Annotated in this window: 15 protein-coding genes; 12 read left to right on the forward strand and 3 right to left on the reverse strand. The window is 48.6% G+C overall.

The genetic code is table 11. The features are described 5' to 3' along the window. The first annotated feature begins 181 nt into the window (after window positions 1–181). Window positions 182–2590 (forward strand): ABC transporter permease, encoded by a 2409-nt coding sequence (locus QFZ48_RS23520; RefSeq protein WP_429049061.1) that lies wholly within the window; start codon window positions 182–184, stop codon window positions 2588–2590. Between the two features lie 9 nt (window positions 2591–2599). Here QFZ48_RS23520 and QFZ48_RS23525 read toward each other — a convergent pair whose 3' ends face one another. Further along, entirely contained in the window at window positions 2600–3481 is an 882-nt protein-coding gene (locus QFZ48_RS23525) for a hypothetical protein (RefSeq protein WP_429063896.1), read from the reverse strand. A 205-nt stretch (window positions 3482–3686) separates the two neighbouring features. On the opposite strand from QFZ48_RS23525, the gene QFZ48_RS23530 reads away from it, so the two are divergent. The 6 genes from QFZ48_RS23530 to QFZ48_RS23555 all read left to right on the forward strand — a co-directional run bounded on the left by QFZ48_RS23530 (window position 3687) and on the right by QFZ48_RS23555 (window position 9427). Further along, a complete protein-coding gene (locus QFZ48_RS23530; protein ID WP_429063897.1) occupies window positions 3687–4262 on the forward strand; it encodes a Crp/Fnr family transcriptional regulator in 576 nt (191 codons plus the stop codon). 446 nt (window positions 4263–4708) lie between these two features. Then, window positions 4709–5659, forward strand: a complete 951-nt coding sequence (locus tag QFZ48_RS23535; protein ID WP_429063899.1) for a DUF6515 family protein — start codon at window positions 4709–4711, stop codon at window positions 5657–5659. Continuing rightward, window positions 5656–6246 (forward strand): hypothetical protein, encoded by a 591-nt coding sequence (locus QFZ48_RS23540; protein WP_429063901.1) that lies wholly within the window; start codon window positions 5656–5658, stop codon window positions 6244–6246. Before QFZ48_RS23535 ends, QFZ48_RS23540 begins: the two co-directional genes overlap by 4 nt. 86 nt (window positions 6247–6332) lie before the next feature. Beyond that, a complete protein-coding gene (locus QFZ48_RS23545) occupies window positions 6333–7220 on the forward strand; it encodes an oxidoreductase (RefSeq protein WP_429063903.1) in 888 nt (295 codons plus the stop codon). Between the two features lies 1 nt (window position 7221). Continuing rightward, entirely contained in the window at window positions 7222–8637 is a 1416-nt protein-coding gene (locus tag QFZ48_RS23550) for an aldehyde dehydrogenase family protein (protein ID WP_429063905.1), read from the forward strand. Window positions 8638–8641: 4 nt separating this feature from the next. After that, window positions 8642–9427, forward strand: coding sequence for a helix-turn-helix domain-containing protein (locus QFZ48_RS23555; protein ID WP_429063907.1), 786 nt, complete (start codon window positions 8642–8644; stop codon window positions 9425–9427). A gap of 34 nt (window positions 9428–9461) precedes the next feature. On the opposite strand, the gene QFZ48_RS23560 is transcribed toward QFZ48_RS23555, so the two are convergent. Both QFZ48_RS23560 and QFZ48_RS23565 read right to left on the reverse strand, forming a co-directional pair. Then, window positions 9462–10247 carry an SDR family NAD(P)-dependent oxidoreductase gene (locus QFZ48_RS23560; RefSeq protein ID WP_429063908.1) on the reverse strand — a complete coding sequence of 262 codons (786 nt, stop codon included), beginning with the start codon at window positions 10245–10247 and terminating at the stop codon, window positions 9462–9464. 69 nt (window positions 10248–10316) lie between these two features. Continuing rightward, entirely contained in the window at window positions 10317–11219 is a 903-nt protein-coding gene (locus QFZ48_RS23565) for a helix-turn-helix domain-containing protein (protein ID WP_429063910.1), read from the reverse strand. Window positions 11220–11389: 170 nt separating this feature from the next. Here QFZ48_RS23565 and QFZ48_RS23570 point away from each other — a divergent pair, with 170 nt between their 5' ends. From QFZ48_RS23570 to QFZ48_RS23590, 5 genes are all read left to right on the forward strand, one after another. Next, entirely contained in the window at window positions 11390–11995 is a 606-nt protein-coding gene (locus QFZ48_RS23570) for a sterol desaturase family protein (protein ID WP_429063912.1), read from the forward strand. A 165-nt stretch (window positions 11996–12160) separates the two neighbouring features. Beyond that, complete coding sequence (locus tag QFZ48_RS23575) at window positions 12161–16183, forward strand: hybrid sensor histidine kinase/response regulator transcription factor (protein WP_429065548.1); 4023 nt, start codon at window positions 12161–12163, stop codon at window positions 16181–16183. 202 nt (window positions 16184–16385) lie between these two features. Next, window positions 16386–19511 (forward strand): SusC/RagA family TonB-linked outer membrane protein, encoded by a 3126-nt coding sequence (locus QFZ48_RS23580; protein WP_429063915.1) that lies wholly within the window; start codon window positions 16386–16388, stop codon window positions 19509–19511. 12 nt (window positions 19512–19523) lie between these two features. After that, entirely contained in the window at window positions 19524–21251 is a 1728-nt protein-coding gene (locus tag QFZ48_RS23585) for a RagB/SusD family nutrient uptake outer membrane protein (protein ID WP_429063917.1), read from the forward strand. Window positions 21252–21286: 35 nt separating this feature from the next. Continuing rightward, window positions 21287–24082 carry a SusC/RagA family TonB-linked outer membrane protein gene (locus tag QFZ48_RS23590; RefSeq protein WP_429063919.1) on the forward strand — a complete coding sequence of 932 codons (2796 nt, stop codon included), beginning with the start codon at window positions 21287–21289 and terminating at the stop codon, window positions 24080–24082. Window positions 24083–24084: the final 2 nt, after the last annotated feature.

The following is a 24084-nucleotide window of genomic DNA, read 5'->3' on the forward strand; positions in this document are numbered from 1 at the left end:
CGAAAATTAACAATCGGATGGAGATGCAATGTTCATTTTTGTAAGAAAAGTGTTCATTTTTGAACAAAAAGGAGCCGGTTTGGTTTTAAAAATTCGCTATGGTACGGGCTCTTCTACGTGGCATTCGTTTTGGGCACCAGGTATGTCTATTTAAATATATATCGTCGTTATTCATACAATTATGATCAGCAACTATTTTAAAATTGCCTGGCGGAGCCTTTCCAGGAGTAAAATGTACTCTTTGATCAATATCATTGGTCTGACCGTCGGTATTGCCTGTTGTATCCTTATTGTGTTATATGTGAAAGATGAATTGTCGTACGACCGATATCATAAAAATTACCATCAAATTTACCGGGTACTGCATGCGTACCGCGAAAAATCTGCTCAGAAGTTACCCCCGCCAGTACCGGGAGAATACCAGGTATGGGGCAATGCGCCAGTAGCGCCGGCTTTACAGGCAGATTTTCCGGAAATAAAAATGACAGCCAGGTTCACCAGCCCGATCACCCTGTTACTGCAACATGGCGATAAACGGTTCCAGGAAAGCAACCTGACATTCGCTGATTCTACCATGTTTGATATCTTTAGCTGGAAGCTGATATATGGTAACCGGGAAACGGTGTTAAAGGCGCCTAACAGTATTGTACTTACCGAGAGTACTGCAAAGAAATATTTTGGAGATCGCAACCCGGTAGGGCAGGTGTTTAAAACCGATCAGGATAATCCTTTAACAGTTACGGGTGTGATGGAAGATGTGCCTTCCAATTCTCACTTTACGTTTTCAGGATTATTGTCGATGAGTACTTTTTATCGCTTCAGGCCGGAGATCTTTAATGAATGGGGATACGTTGACTTCTACACTTATTTCTTACTGAACGAAAATGCTGACATCAACATGATGCAGGGAAAGGTGCCTGAATTTTTAAAACGGCATATTCCCAATGAAAGCAACTATGCTATTGCTTTTGAACCATTGAAAAACGCTTATCTGCGTTCGGAGGCAATGCGGCAGCCCGGAGCTACCGGAAGTTTGTCAAATGTGTATATTTTTTCGCTGGTAGCCGCTTTCATTCTTTTCATTGCGGCTATCAATTTCATCAATCTTACTACGGCGCGGTCTATGGAAAGGGCAAAGGAGATTGGCGTACGAAAAGCTGTGGGAGCGCATCCGCAGAGTTTAATCCTGCAATACCTTGTTGAAGCTGTGGTGATTTCCATGTTAGCTACTGTGCTGGCGTTTGCGTTGGTATTTGTTCTATTGCCGATGGTGCGTAATATATCCGGAAAGCCATTGCCGTATGTTGACTTGCTGTCGTGGCAGATGATATCTGTTTTAATACTGGCGCCTTTTTTTGTAGGGATTCCCGCGGGTATTTACCCGGCGTTGGTGCTGTCCCGTTTCAAGCCGGCCCTTGTGTTAAAAGGAAAATTTCATTCCTCCGGGAAAGGTATCCAGCTGAGAAAGGGCCTGGTGGTATTCCAGTTTACTTTATCCATTGCACTGATTGCCTGTACAGCGATCGTATTTTCCCAGCTGGATCATTTGCGGTCGCATAACCTGGGTTTCCGGCAGGACCAGATGCTGGTAATTGACTATGGTGGCGATAATGAAGTGAATAAGAACATAGAAGCTGTAAAGGCCACATTAGCCAATAACCCGGCGGTACTAGCCGTATCAGCTTCCCGTGCAGTACCAGGAGAATTTTTCCCGAATGCCACTACTTTCGTCGCCTCCCGAAGTGGCGAAATGCAACCTTTTGCCCCGGGGCTGTATGAAATAGATGCGGACTTTCTACCAACATATGAAATAAAGATGGCCGCCGGCAGAGCATACTCCCGTGATTTCCCGGCAGACCTGGAGCAATCGATGATCATTAATGAAGCTGCTGCGAAACAATGGGGCTATGCCAATCCGCAGGAAATTATAGGGAAGAGCTTTGAACAATGGGGTCGTAAAGGTACCGTTATCGGGGTAGTAAAAGATTTTAATTATCAGTCGCTGCACAAAAAAGTAGAGCCGCTGGCGTTAAGAATGGCGCCCTCCGATGCGTTGAACAGGCTTTCCCTGCGAATTAAAACAGCGGAGATAAACAAGACCATCGCAGGGTTGGAACAAACATGGAATCAGCTGGAACCACAAAGGCCATTCAAATACAGCTTCCTGGACCAGGCTTTCAATGAACAATATCTGAAAGACCTCCGTTTCGGGGAAATATTTGCGGCTTTTGGCACACTCACTATATTCATTGCCTGTCTTGGTTTATTTGGCCTGGCCACTTTCTCCACCGAAAAACGCCTGAAAGAAATCGGTATCCGCAAGGTGCTGGGTGCGTCCATCACGAGTATAGTCGGCCTGCTATCCGGCGACTTTATTAAACTGGTATTAATTGCCATCCTGATAGCTACACCGCTGGGCTGGTGGGGCATGCATCGCTGGCTGAATGGATTCGCCTACCGGGTAGATATCCATTGGTGGACATTTGGCCTGGCAGGACTGGGGGCGGTGTTTATCGCTTTACTTACCGTAGGTGTGCTGGCGCTGAAGGCCGCGAGGATGAATCCTGTGAGGTCGTTGAAGGCGGAGTAGGGGTACAAGTTAATGATAGCTTACCCATTTAATTCCTAACAGGCCGCGGTGTTCTTCTTTATTCAGATAATCTCCATCTTTAAACCGCTTGTATAAGCTGAAGGGAACGGTTTGCCGTACAGGCAATACATTTGTAGGGAGTAATTCGAGCTGGAAACGCTCCCTGAAAGGCACTGCTGCGCTGTCACGTCCCTTCCACTTATCCATTACGAGGTAGTTTACACTATCCTTGCCTTTGTAAGGACCATAGTCTTTAACGCCATAGTAGTCATTTGCGGGAACGGTCTGCCAGCGCGTGGGGCCGGTCATACTTTCCGCGGGCAACAGGTAAAAGTAATAGATGTCTATTTCGCTGATATCCGGATCGTTAAAGACATGAGTAGTATGATCGCTGCGGGTGATGTAATATCTTGTAACCGTGGGCGTAGAGAAGTCGAATGCATAATTAAGGGCAAAGAAAAAAGGAATGATGTAAAAGGCCAATGTTCGCAGCAATGCCCGTTTGTTATGTTCATGTACTTTTGTTGGAGCGGGATCCTTACCAAACAAAAGATACCAGCCTATCGCAGGTGCAATGATGATGAGTATCCACCAGAAATAGGAGGTAGTGTAAATCTCAAGTACGTGTGCTAACACCAATACATACAACACTGCTATGCCGGCAAGGATAAAAAAATGGCTAACTACTCCCAGCTTCGGGTAGCCGGCGAAAAAAACGTCCATTTCCGTTTGCTGCCACGCATGAAGAATATACCTGATCACCGGTAATAAAAAAATGACAACAATAAGATATCTAAACGTTACAGACAACTGATCTGTGAACAAAAGAGCGATACCCAATACCATCCGGGTGATGGCAGAAAAGCTGACCCGGCACAAGAGGTTCTTCATTTAAGATTATTTTCTGTTATTCTCTGTTTGGAATAACACAGGGCTAACATGTTAATCTATATTTTAGCGATAAAATTACAAGATTATATCGTAAATGTGTAGATTTTATGTGTTGATGATTATTGATGTTGGAATAGATGCGTTGCTCTGATTTTTATTATATTTATAATCCAAATTATTATTCACCTCAAAATAACTGACTACAATGGAGGCCTTATTCGCTTTACTTTCACGGCTAGGTCCTATTTCTGACGACTTGAAAGTTGAAATATCAGGTAGGCTACAGTTTGCTGAGTTTAAAAAGAAACAAACAATATTAGAGCAAGGGAAGGTTTGTGATCATCTGTTCTTTGTATCAAAAGGGCTGTTAAGGGCTTACTATGACAAGGACGGAGAGGATGTTACAAGTTGGTTCATGATGGACAACGATTTTATTGTATCGGTTTTATCCTTCTTTGAACGAACTAAAAGTCATGAAGCAATTGAGGCACTGGAAGAATGTGAACTGGCGTACATTCATTATGATGATCTTATGTATCTTTATGCGCACTCCCTCGAGTTTAATATTATCGGACGAAAGCTTACTGAATATTATTACTGTAGAAGTGAAGAACGTTTACTCGCAATGAGAAAGCAGAAGGCGTCTGACAGATATAACTTTCTGCTGCAGAATCATCCGCAATTAATCAAGAGAGTTCCATCGGCATATATTGCCTCTTATCTTGGGATTTCAAGGGAAACTCTCTCAAGAATAAAATCTTCATCAAAAATTATTTATTGACATTTGTCACACGACGGTTCAAAACAAATCCCCTAATTTTGATCCCGAAGCGCTAAATAATTACCAAACATTATCAAAGCAACAAATCCATTATCTGTTAAAAAACGAAATCCCGTAGTCGCTACATTCATTATTTATTTCCGGTTGACAGGACATTGATTCAATACCATATATTGAAGGAGGCAATCGCATGGAATAAGAATTTCATTCATCCATTAAATAACCCAACCAACCACCCACTTTGCCACTTCCGGTTGCATGGGCGCGCAATCAAGTGGTAGGCTCTCCCTTTCCTCCATCCATTTCAGGGTGGGGGAAAACGGGAAGCTGTTCTTCTCCCTGATTTACATCCCCCCGCAAAATCTCGTTAACAAATTGATCACTTCCGGTGTTATAAAAGGACGGTACCCTGAAAATAACATCTCCCTCATTATTAAACCACACATATGAAAGCTATCAGGAACTTTACGATATGGTTATTGTTTATTTCCTTTACTGCAATACAACCATTTGAGGGCCTTGCTCAGGAAAGGAGACGGGGAGGAGCTGCACCAGCAAGGAACAGGCCTGCACGTACACCTCAGAAAGCACCCGCCAGAACCCGCCCTGCACAAACAGCACGCCCTGCACAAACAGCAAGGCCCACGCAAACAGCAAGGCCCACGCGGCAGCAAACACGACCGGCCAATCGACCGCAAAACAACACCGTTAACCGGAATAACATTAACCGGAATAATAACTCAGGTAACCGTGTCAATAACTCTGGCAACCGCGTGAATAATAGTCGCAGAAACGTAAATATCAATGTCGATAACAGCAGGGATATCAATGTACATAACAACCGCAATACGGTCGTAAGGCGCAACAATATCAACACCTACCGCAGACCGCCATATGCTTACGGCGGACGAAGATATTATTCATACCATCCTTACTATTACCACCCCTACAGGCCCTATGCATGGGGACCAGTATGGCATCCGTGGGGATTCTTTATCGCCACACTGGCTACTACCGCCATCATTGTGAGCATCAATAATGCAAAGTATCATTATGACCAGGGCGTGTGGTATCAGCAGGCCAATAATGGCTACACTGTTGTACAGGCGCCGGTGGGAGCTACTATCACTACGGTGCCTTCAGGCGCGCAACCGGTAGTGGTAAATAATGTTACTAACTATTATTATGGCGGGGCATATTACGAGAAAGATGGCAGCAAGTATAACGTTGTATCTCCACCTGCGGGAGCCGTTGTGCAAAACCTGCCCGCCGGTGGCGAAGAAGTAAAAATAGGAGATCAAACCTACGTCAAAGTAGGAGAAACCTATTACCAGCCGGTAAATCTCGACGGCAAAAGCCAGTATGAAGTAGTACAGGTAGAAGACGGTGCACAATGAAAAATTTCTTCCACTATATAAAAATAACCATTGTAGGAGGGTTGTTGTTACTGATTCCCCTGTTTGTGCTGATAGCAGTAATTGTGAAAGCAGGTAGCCTCATAAAGCGGGTGGTGGTCCCCATTGCACACAAGCTACCTGTTCAGGTCCCCGGCATCGGGAAAGAAACGCTGCTAACCATCCTCATTCTCCTGCTGCTTTGTTTCCTGGCAGGGATCTTTATGCACACCGGCATTGCCCGGCGTTTTAAAAGGATCCTGGAAGATGATATCCTGGTACATATTCCAGGATATTCTTATCTGCAGGCACTCTCCACCGACAAACTTACCAGTAGCCAGGCTTCTAACTGGAAGCCGGCTGCTGTGCTGATAGATGGTAATGAAGTGATTTGTTTTGTGGTAGATGAAACAGAACACTACTGCTCTATATTCTTTCCTTCGGCGCCCACTCCCTCTTCTGGTATCATCTGTGCCCGGGAGAAGCAGGATGTCCGTTACCTGCCTATCAGTGTATCGGAAACTATCACAATAATAAGGCGACTGGGAAAAGGCAGCGCCGCAGTACTGGAAAAAATAAGAAATACCTGAGCTTCCTGGCAAACTATATTTGAGCCCTGCAACAAAATCCGGCAGTAATTTCCACCCGACCTTTGTCTAAACAAAAAACAATACTCATGACAAAAGTTTGGTTTATCACAGGAAGCTCCCGGGGCCTCGGCCGCAGTCTTACTGCTGCAGTGCTCGCCCAGGGCGATCAGGTTGCCGCTGCCGCCCGCACCCCCGCACAACTAAATGACCTCGCCGCACAATACCCCGGCCAGCTCCTTCCCCTACAACTCGATGTAACAAACAACCAACAGATCCAACAGGCAATAGATACAGCCATCGCACACTTTGGTAAAATTGATGTGCTGGTAAACAATGCCGGCTTTGGTATCACCGGCGCCGCAGAAGCCTTCACCGAAGAACAGGTACGCAGCCAGCTGGAAACAAACCTCTACGCACCCATCGCTATCACCAGGGCAGTCCTTCCGCACATGCGTAAACAACGCGCCGGTCGCATCCTCCAGATCAGCTCCATAGGCGGCCGCGTAGGAAACCCCGGTCTCACCATCTACCAGGCGGCTAAGTTCGGCCTCGGCGGATTCACCGAAGCCCTGGCCAAAGAAGTAGCACCGCTGGGCATCTTCGTTACCTCCGTAGAGCCAGGCGGATTCCGCACCGACTGGGGCGGCGCATCTATGACCTTCGCAACACCCATCGAAGATTATGAACCTACCGTTGGCTGGATGATAAAATATCTCCGCGAAGGAAACTATGTGCCGGTAGGCGATCCTGAAAAAGCCGCCAAAGTAATGGTGGATCTGGCAAACCATCCCGCCCCACCTGTGCATCTCATCCTGGGCAGCGAAGCCGCAGGGATTTTAAAACAGGCGGATGCCGCGCGACAGGCGGAATTTGAAAAGTGGCTGCCCGTTAGCACTTCCACTGATCACGATGATGCTGTCGACTTCTTCGGAACAACCGCAGCAGATAAATTCGCCACAAAAACAGCCGAGTAACATGAAAACAATAGACCATATATATATCAACGGCGCCTTCGTAACACCACATGGCGCCACTACCTTCGATCTCATCAACCCCAGCACCAATCAACAAATAGGAACAGTAACACTGGGGGATGAAACGGATGTAAACAGAGCCGTTGCCGCAGCAAAAGCCGCCTTTGCTACCTTTTCAAAAACAACGGTGCAACAACGGAGCAACTACCTCCAACGCCTACACGACGCCATGCAGAAAAGAGTGCCGGACCTGGTGGAAGCCTCCATCATCGAATACGGCGCCCCTGCGCAACGGGCCCTGGCCAGCAATCAACTGGCCGCCGATAGTTTTCTTCACTATAAAAAAGTATTGGAAGATTTCTCCTTCACCCGCAAAGCAGGCACCTCGGATGTGGTCATGGAACCATTGGGCGTAGTTGGAATTATTACGCCCTGGAATGCGAATGCCAGCTATATTTGCAATAAACTGGCTACCGCTGTCGCGGCAGGTTGCACTGCTGTTATCAAGCCCAGTGAAATGAGCGCCATTCAAACGCAGATCGTCGCAGAAGCGCTTCATAAAGCAGGACTGCCGCCGGGAGTATTCAATATCGTCAATGGCCTGGGCAATGTAGTAGGCGCAGAAATCACACTGCATCCCGGTATCGCCAAGATCTCTTTCACCGGCTCTACAGCAGTAGGAAAAATGATTGCACGCGGCGCCGTAGATACCATGAAACGGGTCACACTGGAACTCGGCGGCAAATCCGCCAATATCATCCTCGATGATGCCGATTTCAGTACCGCCATTCCGATGGCAGTAGCCGCCTGCTTTATGAACAACGGGCAGGCATGCATCGCGGGTACAAGACTGCTGGTACCGGAAGCCAGGCTGGAAGAAGTAAAAGCCCTGCTGAAATCAGCGGTGGCAAAGGTGAAAGTTGGCGACCCTATGGACAAAACAACGACTATAGGCCCGCTCGTGAGCAGGAAACAATACGACCGCGTGCAGCAGTATATTCAACTGGGCATCGATCAGGGTGCAGAACTGCTGACAGGCGGTACAGGACATCCCGAAGGATTGGAAGCGGGTAACTTCGTGCAACCAACCGTGTTCACCGGCGTTACCCGGAACATGCGGATCGCCAGCGAAGAAATATTCGGACCGGTAATGTCGGTGATGACTTACAAAACAATCGAAGAAGCCATCGATATCGCTAATGATACAACATACGGCCTGATGGCGTACATCAGCTCATCCAACGAAAAGACAGCAAGGGATATCGCAGGAAAAATTGCAGCAGGACGGGTGCTTATTAATACGCTGAATCATGATCCACTGGCGCCCTTCGGAGGATTTAAACAGTCAGGTATCGGAAGGGAATTTGGCGCATATGGATTGGAAGAATATGTAGAACCGAAAACCATCATTCTATAATATTATGTCGAAGGAAATTGTTTATTCCTGTTACGTAAACAGGAGCAGGGAAGGAGAACAGTTTGTTCCGGTACACGTTTTCAGTTACCAGATCGCGGGCGCCATCACATTTAATGATGGACAACGCAATCAAACTTTTGATGAGGGAACTTTCCGTTTCTGCAGACGGAATAAACTGCTCAAATTCTTCAAACAACCACCGGAAAATGGTGAGTTTAAAACAATCTCCGTTTATCTCGATGAAACCACGCTCCGTAATTTCAGTATGGAATATGGCTATGCAGCTGATAAACAGGTGGACAGCGAAACCGTGATGGAACTGAAACCCCATCCGCTGCTGCAAAGTTATGTTGCCTCCTTACAGCCTTATGAAAAGCTGAATGAACCGGGCAACGATCACCTGTTTGCACTGAAGCTGAAAGAGGCCATCCTCATCCTCCTGAAAGTAGATCCGGCACTCAAAAATATTCTCTTCGATTTTACAGAACCAGGCAAAATAGACCTGGAGGCTTTTATGCAGCAAAACTATCACTTCAATGTAGAAATGAAACGCTTTGCCTATTTAACCGGCAGAAGCCTGGCTACCTTTAAGCGCGATTTTGAAAAGATCTTTCATACCTCGCCCAGCCGCTGGCTGCAACAGAAACGACTCCAGGAAGCCTACTATCTCATCAAGGAAAAAGGACGAAAAATATCGGATGTATACCTGGAAGTAGGATTTGAAGATCTGTCACATTTTTCTTTTGCTTTTAAAAAGACGTTTGGCGTGGCGCCGTCGATGCTGGTATAACAAGGGGCTGCCGGTAAAGACAGCCCCCTGATGCTTATAGCCGTTGACCGCCAATAGCCAAACCGCCATCTACCAGGATGCTCTCCCCGGTAACAAACGATGCTGCCGGACTGCTCAGCCACAACACCAGTTCAGCCACCTCTTCAGGTTTCGCAAAACGGCCCATAGGCGCATGTTTCTTAAAAGGCTCCTGTAAAGCTTCCGCATTCTCCGTAGGGAAAAACCGGTCGAACATCGGCGTGTGGATATAACCCGGCTGAATATTATTTACCCGGATACCCGCCGCCGCTGTTTCAATCGCCAGCGCCCGGATCAGGCCATCGGTACCCGCTTTGCTGGCGGAATATACACCCGAACCAGCTCCCGCTCCGCGGGCCAGCCACGACGAAGTATTTACAATCGCCCCACCAGTACCCTGTTTTTTGAATTGCTCAATTTCATATTTGCAGGATAACCACACACCCTTTAAATTGATGCCGATCACTTTATCAAATTCTTCTTCCGGTGTATCTTCAATCAGCCCAAACCGGCCTTCAATACCCGCATTATTAAAGGCAATGTCCAGTTGCCCGAAACGAGTCACGGTATCAGCTACCAGCTTTTGCACAACAGGGCCCTGCGACACATCGGCCGCAATAAAATGTACATCGGAACTGATCTGTTGTAAATGCTGTAATGCTTTTTGTCCTTCTGTTTCCCGGCGTCCTGCAATCACCACTTTGGTGCCATTGCGCAGAAATAATTCAGCTGTTGCCAAACCTATACCGGTAGTGCCTCCTGTAATCAGGGCTACTTTGTCTTTTAATGCTTCCTGTGCCATATATTTTTTATTTATGACACAAAGATAGCCGGCACCGTACGCCCGGAATTATGCGAATCAAACAGGTAGTTATGAAATGGAAACAGTTGCCTTCCGGAACTGGTTAGGCGTTTGACCAGCTTGTTTTTTAAAGAAGATGTTGAAGTTGGAAGCATGCTCGAAGCCCAGGCAGTAACCGATTTCCGCAATATCGCAATTGCTGTGCAGCAGCAGCGCCTTTGCTTCGGCGGTTATTTTCTCCGAAATCCACTCGGTAGTGGTTTTTCCGGTGGTTTCCTTTAACGCCCGGTTTAAGTGATTGGTATGAACAGATAAATGTTCGGCAAACTCATTGGCATTTTTCAGCCGGATCACCTGGTGGGGCGGATCAATAGGGAACTGTCTTTCCAGCAAAGCGATAAATAATTCACTGATCCGCTGGGAGGCATTGCCCGCCTGGTAATAGGTTTCAGGTGGCTGCATCTTCAGCGCTTCATGCATAATGATCTGCACATAGCTTTTCTGCAATTCCTGCCTGTTGGCATAACCGGAATTCATCTCCCGCAGCATGTTCTCAAATATCTGCTGCAGAAAATCCACTTTCTCTTTATCAGGAAAAAAGATGTGATTACCGCCGGTTTTAAACAACGGCGATTGCGCAAGGCTTCCATTCTTCAAATGCGCATCTATAAAGTCTTCCTGGAACAGGCAGAAATAGCCGGTTTGCGCGTTGGTAGTGGGGTCCCAGGAGTAAGGGATCATCGGGTTCATGAAAGAAAGACAGGCGCCTTCTATACGGATACTTTTATCTGAATAAGATAAAATACCACCGCCCTGTATAATGAGCGAGATCTTATAAAAATCCCTCCTGTTGGAAGGCAAATTGGTAGCACTGCAGCCAAATTCCTCCAGCCGGTTTACACTGAACTGTCCGCTTGGATATTCCTTTCCATGTAATTCAAAAAAGGAGGCTACACTTTCTTTTGCTTTCATAGCGCCAAAGTTATGAAATTCAAACGTAACAATAGCCGGTTGTGCTCCTCCGGGTAAACCCCTTTTTTCAACAATTCAACCCGTTAAATCCGCAGCTCATGATAAAATAGATGGCCGTAAACCTTTGCTGTTGCATTTTACGGCGGATGCTACGCATAAAACAGCCGCATATGAAATTTGAAAAAGTGCACAACAAAGGTCAGGCGCAGATTTTCAGTAACAGGTACCTGGAGTTCCTTACAAAAACCCATCCCGTCATTATCTTCGGGATGTATCTGCCCGTAATCAGCTACATGATATATTACAGCCGCACTTCATTACATTATTCCTGGTGGGAAATTGGCGCAATTTACCTGGCCGCCGTAACCGGCTGGACACTCTTTGAATACCTCGCTCACCGGTTTATCTTTCACTGGGTCAGCGAACATCCGCTGGCGAGGAAAGTCACCTATACCCTGCATGGCAATCATCATGAATATCCGCGCGACCGCCAACGGCTGTTTATGCCGCCCGTGCCAAGCCTTATCATTTCTTCCTTTCTTTTTGCTGTCTTTTATTTACTGATGCACAACGCCGCCTGGCTATTTTTCCCGGGCTTTATTTCCGGGTACCTTGCCTATGGAAGCATGCACTACGCCATCCACGCCTGGGCGCCACCTTTCAAATGGCTGAAGCCCTTGTGGCGTAACCACCACCTGCATCACTATAAAAACGAGGAACTGGGTTTTGGCGTAAGCTCTACGCTGTGGGACCGCGTGTTTGGTACCATGTTCTGATGCGGCATCGCCGGAAATTAGGGGATCCGATTATTGTCAGGTTTACATTTAATTGCTACCTTAGTTGAAGAGGCCTATTAAACAGCATCTTCAAAGAAGAAAGCAGTGATCTATACCAATTCACGTACTCATATTCTGGTTAGCGTAATATCCCTGGTCGTGGCAATGCTGCTCATACGCAGTGAAGCGCGGGCACAGCAACAGCCTATCAGTCATCTCGGCATTGAGCGGGGACTGTCCAATAATTCCGTTACCTGCATACATAAAGACCGGTATGGTTTTATGTGGTTTGGAACTTACGATGGACTAAACCGTTTCGACGGCTATAGCTTCAAAGTAAGCCGGCAGCAGCTCAAAGTGCCGAACTCCCTGATCAATAACCGCATCGTTGCCATCGCAGAAGATTCTACAGGCTATATGTGGGTAGGTACCAAACATGGTGCGAACCGGTTGAATAGTCCAACAGGCATATTCCAGCCGGTGTATTACCGCAGCTGGACAAAAGGCGATACCCTGCCCGTTTCTTCAGAAGTATATACCATCGTCACCAACCGGAAAGGGCTGGTGCTAATGGGCACCGCCAATCATGGTCTCCTTGTTTATCCGCCAGCTGGCAACCTCGCCCGGCAAATCCCGCTGGCAGGTGTCAATACCATTGTCAACAACAACGTTCCCGCTATCGTGAATGATGCCCACGGCCGGTGCTGGCTCATCGTACAGAACGTAGGACTTTGCCGCTATGATGAAAATAAACAGCAGATCATCCTGGTAAACGGACAACAGAAAAGAGGGAATTGCCTGATCGCTGATGCGTCCGGGCAATTATGGATGGGCACCGACGAAGGCGTTTACCTTTACAATCCCGCCACCAATAACCTTTCCCGGTCATTAGCGGCCACCCGCCGGCAGGATAGTAAAGTGATCAGCTTAACGATCGACGCCAGCCGGCAGCTATGGGTAGCTACCGATGGAGATGGCATTTTTGTAATGCCGGCACAAAAAGATACCGCCTGGCAACTTCAAACCGGGAAAGATAAATCTTCCCTGACCAGCAACGCGGTGTATGCGGTGTATGAAGATCGTGACCAACGCAAATGGATCGGTACCCTGCGCGGAGGCATTAATATTATAGATAAACAGAAATCCCGGTTTACTACCATCACCCCCAATCCCTTACCCGGTAATAGCCCGGCAGCGAATTTTGCTTTTTCATTTTGTGAAGATGATAATAAAGATATCTGGATAGGATCCGACGGCGGCGGGATCTCTGTATGGAACCGGAAACAAAACACCTATGCCGCCTTTGTCCACAAAGCCAATAGCCCCGGTTCACTCAGTAATAATAATGTTACCAGTATCGTAAAAGACGAGGATAATAATATCTGGGTGGCCACCTTCGGCGGCGGCATCAACCGCTATAACAGATCAACGCATACCTTTGAAAAATACCCGTGCAGTCTTAATGGTTATGAAGATAAGTTCATCTGGAAACTCTATCTCGACAGTCAGGATAACCTATGGGCGGGCGCCTGCATGGGAGGCACCATCTACCGTCTGAACAAAACTGCCAACCGCTTCGAGTGTTTTGATCCCGGCCTCCGCGATATTATCACCATCGCGGAAGATAAAGCCGGCGACCTTTGGCTCGGCACTTTCAACAGGCTCATAAAAGCGGACACGAAAAACCGGCAGCACCAGTATTATAATATGGACTTCAACGTCCGGGCGATCTGTGAAGACAATGCCCGCCATTTCTGGATAGGCACCGAAGGAGGAGGACTCGTGCAGTTTGACCGCCACACCGGTAAAACCACTACCATCGCAGAACAGGAAGGACTGCCCAATAACGCTGTCCTTAATATTGAAGAAGATAATAAAGGAAACCTGTGGATGAGTACCTACAACGGCATCTGCCGCTATAGCCCGTCCACCAGGCAATGTAAAAACTTTTATGAGTCCGACGGATTGCAAAGCAACCAGTTCAACTACAACGCATCATTGCGCCTGTCGTCCGGAGAACTGCTTTTTGGCGGCATCAAAGGGTTTAACATTTTTGACCCTGCCGCCATCGCGGAAAAAAACGACTTCCCGCCGCTGCTCATCGCAGGGCTACGTATTTCCAACACGCCATATGATCCGGAACATACCAAAAGCAGCCACCAGTCGCTAAGTTATCTTGATGAACTGGTGCTGCCCTATGATAAGGCCGTATTTTCCCTCGACTATGTAGCGCTGGAATACTCTTCCCCGGATAAGATTGCCTATGCATATTATATGGAGGGCTGGGATAACGACTGGAACTATGTGAACGCACAACGAACCGCCAACTATACCCGCCTGCATGAAGGCAATTACACCTTCCGTATAAAAAGCACCAATGCAGATGGCATCTGGAATCCGCAGGAACGGATCATCAAAATTAAAGTGCTGCCTCCGTGGTACCGCACCTGGCTGGCATACATCATATACGCATTACTCACCGGCGGCCTTTTATACGCTTATCGCTTTTACCAGCGCAGGCAGGCCCGTCTCCGGTATGAAATAGAACTGTCGCATATCCGGTCGGAAAAAGAAAAAGAAGTGCATGAAAAAAGGCTCTCGTTCTTTACCAACGTGTCGCATGAATTCCGGACCCCGCTCACGCTGATTATCAATCCTGTAAAAGAACTCCTTTACAGCGATGGCAGGCAAATCGAAAGCAAGGACCTCACCATTGTATACCGCAATGCCCGCCGCTTACTGAGCCTGGTAGACCAGCTCCTGCTATTCAGAAAAGCCGACCAGGAAGAAGACCAGCTGAAAATTGTGCCCCTGGACATGGCCGCTATCTGCCGGGAAGTGTATCTTTGCTTTACTCACCAGGCTGGCATGAAGAAACTGCAGTTCGACTTCATCTGTAACGCGGAACAGGTAATGGCATACGCCGACCGCGAGAAAATAGAAGTGGCCTTGTTTAACCTGTTGTCTAACGCCTTTAAATATACGCCCGACGGCGGCAGCATCCATTTTTCGCTGTCGGATCTCCCCGAAGGTATTGTCATCCGCGTTGCCGACAGCGGTTGCGGCATTCCCGGCCAGGTAGGCAATCAACTCTTTGAACGCTTTTACCAGGTATCAGAAAAAGATACTTCCCTGAAAAATGGCTTCGGTATAGGATTATATCTCGTTAAAAAATTTGTACAGGCGCATAAAGGTACCGTGGCATATGAAAGTGAGCCGGGCAACGGTACCACCTTTACGATTACCCTGCAAAAGGGCAGGGATCACCTGCAGGGCTATACGATTTTCGAAGAAACTGCCGGAATGGAATCGCTGTTGGAAGAACTGGTGGAAGAAGATGACCTGGCACTGATGGAAGCAGAAGAAGCTGCTGCGGAAGATACCCTGGACGTGTTACTGTCGCCCCGCCCCAGCATGCTCATTGTAGACGACAATGGCCAGATACGCGACTACATCAAAAGCATTTTCAAGGCAACCTTCAATATTTATGAGGCATCAGAAGGAGGGGAGGGCTACCAACTGGCCAGCCGCCACCTGCCCGATATCATTATCAGCGATGTGCTGATGGAAGGACAAAGCGGTATTGAATTGTGCCGCCAGATAAAGTCGGATCCGGCGTTGGGCCATATCCCTGTGGTATTGCTTACGGCCAGCTCTTCTCCCGAAATAAAATTAAAAGGCATCGAAGGCGGGGCCGACGACTATCTCAGCAAGCCATTTGACAAAGACCTCTTCGTGGCGCGCATTACCAATATTATCCGCAGCCGCAACACCCTGCAGCAATATTTTTACAAGGAAATCACGCTGAACACCGGCAACCAGAAAATATCGGCAGAATACAAGGAGTTCCTGCACCGTTGTATTGCTGTTACCGAGAAGCATCTTGATAACCCCGACTTCAACATTAAACTGTTCGCCCTCGAAATAGGGATCAGTCACTCCACCCTTTATAAAAAGGTGAAATCCATTTCCGGCCACTCCGTAAATGAGTTTATCCGTTTCATCCGGTTGAGGAAAGCAGCAGAGCTGCTCATTAATACCGGATGCAATGTAAATGAGGCCGCCTTCCAGGTAGGATTTAACGACGTGAAGTATTTCCGGGAGCAATTTTGTAAGGTGTTCGAGATGAACCCATCTGCCTATATCCGGAAATACCGTAAAAAGTTTGATAACCAGAAGCAGGTATAAATTTCCGGGAGATAGAAATGCGGGTAGCTATCTCCCGGAATCAAAATCCCTTGAATATTAGCGCCTTATTCCCAATTTCTCCCCCTAAATAGGCGAATCTCTCCCCCATGATTCAGGATGATTCATCCGAATTTTACCCCTGTCAACCAATGTAATGCGGGGCATACAGCCACGTCATTCTCAAAAGTCAATACCCAACGTTATGAAAAAAAGCTACTGTAGTGTGCGGTCTTTTTTACGGATAACTTATGTTGTCCTCCTGTCCCTGACCTCATTACCTCTCTTTACCTTTGCCGCCGTTAAACCGGCCGGCGTCATCATTACCGGTAAGGTAACCGATGAAAAAGGCAGCGCCCTGATAGGCACTACCATCGTGGTAGAAGGTACCCAGAAATCCACTTCGGCCGATTCGGATGGCAATTACCGCATAGATGTGCCGGAGGGCAAACGGGTGCTGGTGTTCTCCTGTATCGGGTATATTACCCGCAAAGTATCGCTGGGCAGCGGAGCAGTTTTAAATGTAAAGATGCAGCCGGACGAAAAGAACCTCGGGGAAGTGGTGGTGGTGGGATACGGCGTGCAGAAAAAGGTAACCGTTACCGGCGCTGTGGCGTCCATCGGTACAAAAGATCTGTTACAATCCCCCGTTGCCAACGTATCCAACATGCTGGTGGGTCGCCTGCCAGGCCTTATTGCGGTACAACGCAGCGGCGAACCGGGCCAGGATGGTTCCAGCCTGAAGATCCGCGGTATCGGCACACTGGATGCCGGCTCCGGGTCGGACCCGCTTATCATGGTGGATGGAATTGAACGCTCCAACATCAACCAGATAGATCCCAACGAAATAGAAACCATCAATATCCTGAAAGATGCCTCTTCTACAGCGGTATATGGTGTGAGGGGCGCCAACGGCGTAATCCTGATCACCACCCGCCGCGGCAAAATGGGGCCTCCCAAGCTGAGCTTAACTTCCAACCTGGGCCGGCAAAGCCCTACCCAGCTGCCCAAAATGGTGAGCAGCTATGAGTATGCCACCCTGAAAAATGAAGCGCTCAAAAACGACGGAAAGGAGCCTTATTTTACGGAAGAGGACCTGGAACTGTTTAAATCCGGCAAGGACCCCGTGTTTCATCCCAGCATCGACTGGTTCGATATGATGCTGAAACCTTATTCCCTTCAATCACAGCACAACCTGAATATCAGCGGCGGCACCTCGCTGGCCAGATACTTTATTTCAGGCGGCTATTTTGAACAGAACGGGGCTTACCGCTATGCCGACTATAACCCCGAATTCAGCGCCAATCCAAAATACAAACGGTATAACTTCCGCTCTAATTTCGATTTTGATGTAACCCCGCTGTTTACCGTAAAAGTAAACCTCGGCGGACAGGTAGAGAATCAGAATTACCCGGCCAAATCTGCCGGCGATATCTTCTTTGATGTGCTGTCGGCCAATCCTTTCAGCAGCCCCGGTATTGTGGATGGTAAGCTGGTCACGATTTCCGGCGCCGTAAACGGCAGGAACCCGCTGCTCACCATGCTGAACGCAGGCTACCAGCAGTTGTTTAAAAGCAATGTGAATTCTTCCGTTATCCTGAACCATAAACTGGATTTTATAACGGCTGGATTATCGGCCCGTGGTACCATCGCTTACGATAGCTGGTACAGCCACTCTATCAGGCGCTCTAAAAACAACGTTACCTACCTCGCTGTAAAAGACCCGGCCAACGCCGGTAATATCCTCTATGTGCCGCAGGGCGAAGAAACCACCCTCGGCTTCAGCGAAGGATACGACAAGCGCCGCAAAATATATGGTGAGCTGGCAGTGGATTATAACCGCAGTTTTGGATCGCATAACGTTACCGGCTTACTGCTGTATAATCAGAGTAAAGCCTATGCACCTACGCTCACCTATAAAGTACCCAACGCCTACCTCGGAATGGCGGCACGCGTGACCTATAACTTCAAAAGCCGCTACCTGGTGGAGTTTAACATGGGTTATAACGGCTCTGAAAACTTTCCCGAGGGCAAAAGATTTGGTTGGTTCCCTGCTTACTCCCTGGGGTGGGTGGCTTCAGATGAACCCTTCTTTCCAAAGAATAAATACCTCACCTTCCTGAAAGTAAGAGGATCTTATGGAGAAGTGGGCAACGATAAACTCTCCGATATCTTCAATGGCGGCTCCCGGTTCCTCTACCTTCCTTCTTCTTTCGCATACGGCGGTGGATACAATTTCGGCGAAGTAGGTTCCTCTTACCAATGGTATGGCGGTTCTTACGAAGGCAAACTCGGTAACCCGGATATCACCTGGGAAAGAGCCAAGAAATCCAACATCGGCCTTGAAATGAAATTGCTGAACAACAGGTTGTCTTTCACCGGCGACTACTTCCAGGAAAAACGTAATAATATCCTGGCTATGCGCGGCGCCGTGCCGGGCATTGTAGGAGTGAGCGACCTGCCAGCGTATAACCTGGGAAGGGTTAGCAACAAAGGGTTTGAACTGGATGCCGGCTACAACGACTATGCTGGCAAAGTGAACTACTGGGTAAAAGCGAACTACTCTTTTGCCCGTAATAAAATAGAATTTAAAGATGAAGCTCCGCGGGTATACGCCTATCAAAACGAAACCGGTAACCCGGTAGGTCAGTATTTTGGCCTGGTGGCAGAAGGGCTGTTCAATTCCTGGGACGAGATCAATGATACAAAAAGACCACAGTCGTCCTATGCGCCCGGCACCAACGGCAGGGATGCCCTCCAGCCCGGCGATATCCGCTATAAAGATGTGAATGGTGATGGCGTCATCAACAACGACGACCAGATGCCTATCGGTTACTCGCAGCTCCCGCAAATTATTTATGGTTTCTCCTTCGGTGCAGCCTATAAAGGATTCGATTGCTCGGTGCTGTTCCAGGGCGCCGGCAAAGCTTCCGTATACCTGGAGCAAATGGCGGCATGGCCATTTGACACCGACTGGCGCAATGCAATGTCGGTACACATGGAGCGCTGGAACGAAGAACGGTATAAGGCCGGTGAAAACATCACGTTTCCCCGCCTGTCGCAAAGCCCTGCCGGCAACAACTATCAGCGTTCCAGCTACTGGCTGAAAGATGCCAGCTACCTGCGACTCAAGAACGTGGAAGTGGGCTACACCTTTACGGATGGCATCCTGAAACGCGCAAAGATCGGCAGCGTACGGGTATATGCCAATGGCATGAACCTCGTTACCTGGTCGTCCCTGAAAACATACGACCCTGAAGCACCGGATGGCCGCGGGCAGTTTTATCCGCAACAAAAGGTATACAACGTGGGGTTGAATCTGCAGTTCTAAAAAATACAAACTATGCAACAAGTAAAATACTATATCATATTAAGTCTGCTGCTGGGCGCATTCTTTTCCTGCACAAGGGATTTTCTTGAGAAGCCGCCATCCGTGGATATTACAGAAGATACTATTTTTTCAAAGATCAGGAATGCAGAAACATTTCTGTATGATGTATATGGCAACAGCATGCCTTCAGGATTACCTACCGGCTGGAGTACTTCGAGCAGCGGCGGCATCGTAGCCGGTGTGCTGGCGGCGGCCTGTGATGAAGGGGATATTGCGGACAGCTGGCCAGGCGCCAACCGTTTTAACGAAGGGCAATGGAACGCCAACGATAACCCGGAAGATGATTTCAATACGCACTATAAAGCCATCCGCAAGGCTAATATTTTTATGGAGCGCATCGACGGTGTGCCGGATGCCACCGCGGAATATAAAACACAATTGAAAGCAGAAGCGCGTTTCCTGCGCGCCCTGCAGTACTTTGAACTGGTGAAGCGTTATGGCGGCGTGCCTATTGTAGACAGGCGTTTGCTCAATAGCGACGATCTGAAACTGCCGCGTAACAAACTGGAAGATTGTATCAATTTCATCGTGGCCGATTGTGATGCTGCTGTAACCGGGCTGCCGCCTGCACAGGAAGGTTTCCTCCGGGGCCGCATCAGCAAAGGCGCGGTGCTGTCATTGAAATCGCGCGTGCTGTTGTATGCAGCAAGTCCGTTGTTCAACAGCGCCACCCCATATGTAGCCACCACCGACGCTATCGCTACATTGGTGGGCTATCATAACTACGATGCTGCCCGCTGGCAGAAGGCCGCGGATGCCGCCAAAGCGGTGCTCGACTGGGCGCCCACCGGGAGCTGCCGCCTGATCACCGAGTTTGGCGCGGATAAGAATTATGAGTATGTGTGGTCACAGCCGGATAACGCGGAAATCATCCTCGCGAATAAATCGAGCGGCTGGTGGGGCATTTATGGCGACTATTTCAACTTCACCATGCCCGTGAATATGTACGGAGGCTGGTATGGTATTTCTGTGCCGATGAACTTCGTGAAACTGTACGAAAAGAAAACCGGTGGCGCTCAAACCTGGCCGGAATCCGGCGATAACGCCAATGCCATGTACGCTTCGCTGGACCCCCGCTTTGCACAATCAATAGGATACAACGGCGCCAACTGGAACAGTGAAATAGGAGCGGTGCAGATGTACATCAAAACAGATGGCAAACCTGCCCTGCATGGCGGCGACCGCGGCGGCGGACAATGGCTGCATAAGTTCCTGCCCCGCAGTGTTACCTGGTCAACCTACGGCGCTACCATCAACTGGCCCGTATTCCGCCTCGCCGAATTTTATCTCAACTATGCAGAGGCGCTGAACGAAGCGCAGGGCCCCGTTACAGAAGTGTATACTGCCATCAACACGGTGCGCGCCCGCTCCGGCATGCCTGCACTTTCAGGTAAAACGAAAGAAGAAATGAGAACGGCCATACGAAATGAACGCACCGTGGAACTGGCATTTGAAGAACATCGCTTCTGGGATGTGCGTCGCTGGAGAATTGCCGGCGACGAAGGGGTGATGAATGGAAAGATGTATGGCCTGAGATTGAAGCCTATTGCCGGCAGCAGCGAATTTCATTTCGACCAGGTAGTGTTTGAACAGAGGGTGTGGAACGATAAAATGTACCTGTATCCTTTCCCCAATGTGGAAATCTACAAACAATACATGATCCAGAACCCAGGCTGGTAATTCCATGCCCGATTGTAAACTTCAATACTGAAACAATGAACTGCATATATAAAATAAAAAGAACAGCTTTGCTAACGGCAACGGGTACACTATTGTCCGTTGCGGCATTGGCACAATCTGCTGCCGACTCTGCCTCGGCAACTGCAGATACCTCCCGGCAGGTACCTGTGGCATATGGCGAACAGGCGTGGTGGAAAGTAACCGGCGCCTATGGACGGGTGAACGGCAACGTGTTACGGAAATCAGCCGCGGCCACCCTGAGCAATGGCCTGTATGGCCGTGTACCTGGGCTCACCGTTATGCAGGGCAGCGGTGAACCAGGCTATGATGCGCCATCCATGACCATACGCGGCGTTAGTTCGTACAGAGGGTCAGGACTCCTTACCTTTGTAGATGGATTTGAAAGTCCTTTTGATCAGCTGGCAGCAGATGAAATAGAAAGCATCACCGTGCTGAAAGATGCCACCGCTACTGCCATGTATGGTATCCGCGGCGCCAATGGCGTATTGCTGGTGACCACCAAAAGAGGCTTCAACGGCAAACCTAAAATCTCCTTCCGCGCGCAAACCGGTTTTCAGCGTCCGCAGCGACTGCCGGATTTTCTTGGATCGTACGACTACGCCACCCTCTACAACGAGGCATTGCGGAATGAAAGTAAAACAGACAAGTACACACCCGCAGACCTGGACGCCTACAAAAGCGGCAACGATAAATATTTTCATCCCGATGTAAACTGGTATGATGAAGTGCTGAAGAAGTCCGCGCCCATGTCGGAGTACAACCTGAACCTCACCGGCGGCAACAGCAACGCTACCTATTTTGTATCGCTGAACGTACTGAAGAACACCGGGCTGTATAAGAACACCGATAAAAAAAGAGAAGAAAGCTCCAACGCCAATTTCCTGCGTTATAATTTCCGCTCCAACGTGGATATTAAAGTAACGCGGCGTTTAAGTACGTCGCTGGACCTGGCCGGAAGGGTGGAGGATCGCAGCTATCCCGGCGTTGGCGCCCCGGAAATATGGAACAATATGATGCTGATACCGCCCAATGCATTCCCGGTACGCAATCCCGATAACTCTTACGGCGGCACCTCGGTATACCGCGGTAACCCCGTAGGACTGGTACTGGGTCGTGGTGTAGCTACCACGCACGCTCGCAGCCTGCAGGCGACCATGCGCCTCAGCTATGTCCTGGATCAGATTACACCGGGATTAAAAGCCGGTGCAGCAGTATCTTTCAATAACTGGTTCCAGGGAAATGACGATAAAACCAAGCAGTTCGCCGTATTTCAACTACTCAGGAACCCGGCAGGAGACACTATCTACAACAAGTTTGGCGATAACACCACTATCGTGGAAAACGATGGGGTGAACGACCAGTGGAGACGCACCAACACCCAGTATAATCTTACCTATAACCGTACGTTCGGTGATCATAGCATTGATGCGTTGTTACTTTACCAGCAGGATGTTTATACCATATCCGGTAATAACGTTCCCTATGCACATCAGGGTACTGCCGGCAGGATAACGTATGCGTATAAACGAAAATTCATCGGCGATTTTTCCTTTGGCTACAACGGTTCCGAAAATTTCCCTAAAGGCAAACGCTTTGGCTTTTTCCCTGCCATATCCGCCGGATGGATCTTATCTGAAGAACACTTCCTGCAACAGGCACAGTGGATCAGCTTCCTGAAACTACGGGCCTCTTATGGCCAGGTGGGCAACGACCAGGTGGGCGGACGCCGGTTTCCTTACAGCCAGTATTACAACAGCGGCGGAGGATATTACTTTGGCACGGATAATCATTATGCCGGTGGTATGGATGAAGGGAGTCTCGCGAACCCCGGCATTACCTGGGAAAAAGACCGCAGGGCCAATATTGGTATAGATGCCTCGCTGCTGAATAATAAAGTCAGCCTGATGCTCGATATCTTCAACGAAAAGAGAACAGATATCCTGGCGGAAAGATACGGCGCTGTTCCCGGCTATATAGGCGTGGGCCTGCCAGCCGAAAACGTAGGCAGCGTACAGAACAGGGGCTTTGAATTGCAACTGGGATACCAGAGCGAAGTAAAACGCAGCTTCAGTTATTTTGCTACTGCCTCCGCAGCTTTCGCCCGGAATAAAATATTGTATATGGCAGAAGCACAACAACCTTATGCCTATCTTAACCGCACCGGTCAAAGCATCGGGCAGCCTTTTGGATTACAGGCTATCGGGTTCTTTAAAGATGAGGCAGATGTAAACAACAGCCCGCAACAGATCTTTGCACCGGTAAAACCCGGCGATATCAAATACAAAGACCAGAACGGCGACCACATCATCGATATTTATGATGAAGTAGCCATTGGCAAACCTGTATTGCCGGAGTGGACTTTCGGTTTGCACCTGGGCGTACAATACAAAGGGTTTGACCTGGATGCATTTTTCCAGGGCGTCACCAACCGCAGCATTATGTTATCCGGCCCGCTGGTATGGGCTTTTGTAAATGATGCAAAAGCAGCGCCCATTGCGATGGGCCGGTGGACGCCGGAAACTGCCGCTACCGCTACCTATCCGCGGCTTACTACTGCAGCCAATGATAACAACTACCGCTCCACAGACTTCTGGCAGCGCAACGGCAGCTTTATAAAACTGCGCAACATTGAACTGGGATACACTTTCCCTGCCTCGCTGTTGTCGCGCATCCGGATGCAGCAACTACGGCTGTATGTGAACGCCACCAATGTGTTTTCGCTGGACCATATTCATTTTGCTGATCCTGAAACACTCAGCGGATATCCTGCTATGCGTTCCATGAACGCTGGTGTACGGGTGCAATTATGATC

The organism is Chitinophaga sp. W2I13, assembly GCF_050434005.1.
GTDB lineage: Bacteria > Bacteroidota > Bacteroidia > Chitinophagales > Chitinophagaceae > Chitinophaga.

What these genes read in the sequence shown, in the direction of transcription:
- QFZ48_RS23580 (WP_429063915.1), top strand. Translation starts at nt 16,386, where the DNA reads ATGAAAAAAAGCTACTGTAGTGTGCGGTCTTTTTTACGGATAACTTAT.
- QFZ48_RS23555 (WP_429063907.1), top strand. Translation starts at nt 8,642, where the DNA reads ATGTCGAAGGAAATTGTTTATTCCTGTTACGTAAACAGGAGCAGGGAA.
- QFZ48_RS23585 (WP_429063917.1), top strand. Translation starts at nt 19,524, where the DNA reads ATGCAACAAGTAAAATACTATATCATATTAAGTCTGCTGCTGGGCGCA.
- QFZ48_RS23565 (WP_429063910.1), bottom strand. Translation starts at nt 11,219, where the DNA reads ATGAAAGCAAAAGAAAGTGTAGCCTCCTTTTTTGAATTACATGGAAAG.
- QFZ48_RS23535 (WP_429063899.1), top strand. Translation starts at nt 4,709, where the DNA reads ATGAAAGCTATCAGGAACTTTACGATATGGTTATTGTTTATTTCCTTT.
- QFZ48_RS23545 (WP_429063903.1), top strand. Translation starts at nt 6,333, where the DNA reads ATGACAAAAGTTTGGTTTATCACAGGAAGCTCCCGGGGCCTCGGCCGC.
- QFZ48_RS23520 (WP_429049061.1), top strand. Translation starts at nt 182, where the DNA reads ATGATCAGCAACTATTTTAAAATTGCCTGGCGGAGCCTTTCCAGGAGT.
- QFZ48_RS23530 (WP_429063897.1), top strand. Translation starts at nt 3,687, where the DNA reads ATGGAGGCCTTATTCGCTTTACTTTCACGGCTAGGTCCTATTTCTGAC.
- QFZ48_RS23540 (WP_429063901.1), top strand. Translation starts at nt 5,656, where the DNA reads ATGAAAAATTTCTTCCACTATATAAAAATAACCATTGTAGGAGGGTTG.
- QFZ48_RS23570 (WP_429063912.1), top strand. Translation starts at nt 11,390, where the DNA reads ATGAAATTTGAAAAAGTGCACAACAAAGGTCAGGCGCAGATTTTCAGT.
- QFZ48_RS23590 (WP_429063919.1), top strand. Translation starts at nt 21,287, where the DNA reads ATGAACTGCATATATAAAATAAAAAGAACAGCTTTGCTAACGGCAACG.
- QFZ48_RS23525 (WP_429063896.1), bottom strand. Translation starts at nt 3,481, where the DNA reads ATGAAGAACCTCTTGTGCCGGGTCAGCTTTTCTGCCATCACCCGGATG.
- QFZ48_RS23575 (WP_429065548.1), top strand. Translation starts at nt 12,161, where the DNA reads ATGCTGCTCATACGCAGTGAAGCGCGGGCACAGCAACAGCCTATCAGT.
- QFZ48_RS23550 (WP_429063905.1), top strand. Translation starts at nt 7,222, where the DNA reads ATGAAAACAATAGACCATATATATATCAACGGCGCCTTCGTAACACCA.
- QFZ48_RS23560 (WP_429063908.1), bottom strand. Translation starts at nt 10,247, where the DNA reads ATGGCACAGGAAGCATTAAAAGACAAAGTAGCCCTGATTACAGGAGGC.